Source organism: Acinetobacter sp. YH12021 (assembly GCF_013420145.1).
In the GTDB taxonomy this organism is placed as follows: domain Bacteria; phylum Pseudomonadota; class Gammaproteobacteria; order Pseudomonadales; family Moraxellaceae; genus Acinetobacter; species Acinetobacter towneri.
Map to the genome: position 1 here is coordinate 1 of NZ_VOYT01000049.1, position 3,846 is coordinate 3,846.

Sequence of the window (3,846 nt, forward strand, 5' to 3'; positions counted from 1 at the left end):
GGTCAGTTAATGCATCTAAGCGATCTTGCAGGCCTTCTTGTGCATCTTCTGGCAATGCATCAACAAGGTCTTGTGCATCAGATTTTGCTTGTTCTGCATCAGTAACTGCTTGCTCAAGAGCAGTACGTTCTTCAGCGGTGATGTTGCCATCTTTCTCAGCGTCTTCCAGAGCATCTTTGGCATCTTGATAAGCTTTTTCAGCTTTTTCAACTGCTTCGCGTGCTTCGGTGTAAGCTTCAGTTTCACCCCCACCATTTCCACCATCACTACCGCCGCCACTTAAGCCTGCTGCCAAACCTCCCACAGCAACTGCCCCTGCAGCCCACGCCCAAAGAGGCACGCCCTCTGAATATAATAATGGCTCAATTGTCGTTAATGGCTCATACACCACTTCAGCAAGAAATGCGCCTGTTTCATCCGTTAACTTCACCCAAAGCAACTGATTGCCATCTTCTAATACCAGACTATTATCGGTTGCTGTCGTGGTGCTATAGAAATTTTGAATCACAATAACTTCACCGCTTTTTAAACGAATGACAACATCCGCTCCATTGCGCTGAATCTCTGAAATATCTGCTTTTGCAACCCCTAATGTCACCACCGAGGCTTCGGTGAGTGCAACACTATTCTTATCTGTCGTCTGAGATAAAACCTCGTGTCCTTCTTTTGCAACAATTTTAATACTTGGCATGCTTTCACCCTGATTGTTAGATTTTCATAGCTAAAAAGTAAACAAAAATACATAGACACCATACAACACATTAGAAAAAATGTGAATCACCTTGCATAATTTTAATTAAACTTTAAATGTTATACATATTTCTATGTATAGCTACCTCTTATTTCTGTTCGTATAAGCCCCAAATTTAAAATTAGATCTATTCTATTCAAATTTAAGTTACAACCTGGGTGTGGGGTCGGCGTAATTCTGTAAATTTATCTTTCAATGACTTCGTATTTTACCTAGATGGAATCACTGCATGGGCTTGCTGATCCGCATCTGCAATGACCTTACGGTATTGTTTTATGTCATAATCCTCATCTGTATAGTTGGATTGACTATGTAACCCACATTCTTTCAACGTGCCTTCCGTATATTTCGCCATATAGTACACAGAAATGAATTGTTGTTTCCGATGTAGACCTTTGAAACTGAACCGTACCGGGTTTGTCGGAGACCAACTTTCTTGAGAGAATGTTCCAATGACAAAACCAAAATATACCCCTGAAATCAGAGAAAGAGCGGTTCAATTATTGATTGAATCTGAAAAAGATTATCCTTCTACTTGGGCTGAAATCACAGCTATTGCACCTAAGAAAAGATGGCAAATTGATGGATCCAACTGATCCTGCCAATGCAGTATTGTTCAATACTGCTGCAACAAAGATTGGTCTTGGCGCTAGTCTAACTGATGGTTTATTCGGTAATGGTGGACAAGAAGGTGAGGACAGTACAGGTTTTTTCGTCTCTGGTACGAAAGCAGTATTTACAAAAGCTGTAGCACCTAATAAGTTAGAATTTGGTGCTTTAGATCTTGATGGCTATACGAAGCACTTCGGAGAGGGTTACCTAGATAACACTATGGTACCGGATGGTATGTTCTGGGACTATAGTAACGGTGTTGAAGAAGCTGCTCTTGTTGCGTGGAATAACTTAGCGGGTGGTGGCTGGACCTATGGCAATCTAACTAATAGTCGTCTTCAAGCTTTAGCTGATTCATTAGGTGTTGACGTATCAGCATTAGCTTATGCATCTGGAGAATTAGTACCAGCTGAAATCCTTGCGGCAGCTAAAGAAAAAGGCTTCGAAGTTTTACCTATTGAAGATCTACGTAATGCCAACTTAAACTACACCATGAGCATTGGCAATATTGATGGTAATGAGTTTGTTGTTCGTATATCTAAAGAGTTTGCGCCCATCGTTGCGAATGCAACAACTGAAATGCAATTAAAAAATGCGATTTATTTAGATACGTTAGCTAACGTACCATATCTAAATACTGTTGAAGGTAGTGCTGAAAAATATCAAGCAGCAATCGAAAGTCTTATTGCTGAAGGAAACGCAAACGACGTTGCAAGAGCTTTGGAAAGTGTTGGGTTTGGCCATGCGCCAGCATTTACTAGTATTGGCTTTGAGACCGCACGTGACCAAGTTGCTGCGATCACAAGATATGTTCCTTGGAGTAGCAACAACGGCAACCAAAAAGCTGCGTCAAATGACACGGGTAGCTGGTCGTCGATGGATAGCGATCTATATGGCTTCGTCTCACCGAGCCTTTCACGTTCAGAGTATGATCCATTATCTAACGCTTTAGGCTATGATGTTGATGTGTATTCGCTAACGGCAGGTATAGAGAAGCGTCTAACAAATACTAACTCATCAGTTGGTCTAGCAGTAGGTTATACCGATGCAACGGCAAAGACCCATCAATATTTTGGCGAAATAGAAGCTGATGGTTACTCTGTAGCAGCATTCACGCGCACTCGTTTCGGTGAGGGTGGATTGGTGCAAGCGTTGGTCGGTTATCAAGATTTATCTTATGAATCAAAACGAGATACATTTGAGGGTGATACCGCCACTGGTAAGACTGACGGCACGCAGGTGTTTGCGGCGTTAAGTGTCGATTACTTAAAAAATATAGGTGCGTTCAAAATCGGTCCAACTGCTTCAATTGAATACTATGATGTCTCAGTTGATGGCTTTACTGAAAATGGCACAGATATTTGGAATTTAGCAGTTGGAGATCAAGATTCTAATATCCTTCGAACTTCTATCGGTGTACTTGGTGAATATCAATTCCCTACTAGTAATACTCGTCTACTAGGTAGTGTTAAATACACGAATGTCTCTGGAGACGATCTTAATATCCAAACTGGCATTGTAGGTCAAGCAAGATCTCTCGCTCCTTACACAGTGCAAGGTATGGATAAAGATTTGGTAAACTTTAGTATCGGATTAGACCATGTTATTAAATCTAATGACTCTAGCCAAGTTGCTTTATACGGTGGTTATAATGGAAAATTTGGTAGTGACTATGATAATCAAGGCATCCAAATAGGCATTAATTCTACTTTTTAAAGAGATAGAAAACTCTTTTCTTTCTCTTAGAGTTTGAGATTTTATGAGAAGTCAGATACTAAGTTATCTGGCTTTTTTATGAGTATATTTTGCCTAAAAAAGTGTCAGTTTATTCGTAGGCGTGTAAGCGTCCGCTGAATCCCATACCAATTTTAATGTAAGCGTCCGCTGAATCGGTAATACCCCCATTTTTAATTGAATTAATGGGTAGAAAATCTAAAGCCTTGTTATTGTTTAAAAATAGGTGGACAACCATTTACTGACATATGAGGTCGTTCATGATTATAAAAGTACTGCCAGTCAGTTGTATAGTCCTGCACCTCGCTCAGATCTCGAAATAAATATTGATTTAGACACTCATAACGTACTGTACAATTAAATCGCTCAACATATGCATTTTGCTGTGGATTGCCTGGTTGAGTAAATACATGCTCAATACCATGCTGATCACACCACTTTTCCATCAGCTCACTTATATACTCTGGGCCATTGTCGGTTCTAATGCGTTTAGGTTTACCTCGCCATTCAATGAGCTGATCAAGTCCTCTCAGCACACGTTCTGCTGGCAACGAAAAGTCAATCAATATATCCAATGACTCGCGATTATAGTCATCAATCACGTTGTGAACTCGATAACTACGTAAGCATCCGGCTAACACAGCCTTACCAAGCGATCCTATAAGCCTTAATTTAGTTCCCACCTAAAAACAAGTGGGGACTTAATCCATGAACATGGATATATATTCAGCAACACCTCCTGTTGCTAA

4 protein-coding genes and 1 pseudogene are annotated in these 3,846 nt (G+C 40.4%); 2 read left to right on the forward strand and 3 right to left on the reverse strand.

The window, feature by feature from the left end; genetic code table 11:
- A partial coding sequence (locus FTT91_RS14245; protein ID WP_180169690.1) for a BapA prefix-like domain-containing protein occupies positions 1 to 691 on the reverse strand: 691 nt, incomplete at its 3' end.
- Between the two features lie 268 nt (positions 692 to 959).
- Positions 960 to 1,106 (reverse strand): hypothetical protein, encoded by a 147-nt coding sequence (locus tag FTT91_RS14250; RefSeq protein ID WP_155756785.1) that lies wholly within the window; start codon positions 1,104 to 1,106, stop codon positions 960 to 962.
- A 97-nt stretch (positions 1,107 to 1,203) separates the two neighbouring features.
- On the opposite strand from FTT91_RS14250, the gene FTT91_RS14255 reads away from it, so the two are divergent.
- Together FTT91_RS14255 and FTT91_RS14260 are read left to right on the forward strand one after the other, a co-directional pair.
- Positions 1,204 to 1,347: a hypothetical protein gene (locus tag FTT91_RS14255; protein WP_180169689.1), complete on the forward strand. Its 144-nt coding sequence runs from the start codon at positions 1,204 to 1,206 to the stop codon at positions 1,345 to 1,347.
- On the forward strand, positions 1,334 to 3,079 hold the full coding sequence (locus FTT91_RS14260; protein ID WP_180169691.1) for a choice-of-anchor F family protein: 1,746 nt from the start codon (positions 1,334 to 1,336) through the stop codon (positions 3,077 to 3,079). The genes FTT91_RS14255 and FTT91_RS14260 overlap by 14 nt, the downstream gene beginning before the upstream one ends.
- Positions 3,080 to 3,306: 227 nt before the next feature.
- On the opposite strand, the pseudogene FTT91_RS14265 reads toward FTT91_RS14260, so the two are convergent.
- Positions 3,307 to 3,720 (reverse strand): annotated as a pseudogene (locus FTT91_RS14265) (integrase core domain-containing protein); the annotation flags it as partial.
- Positions 3,721 to 3,846 lie beyond the last annotated feature (126 nt).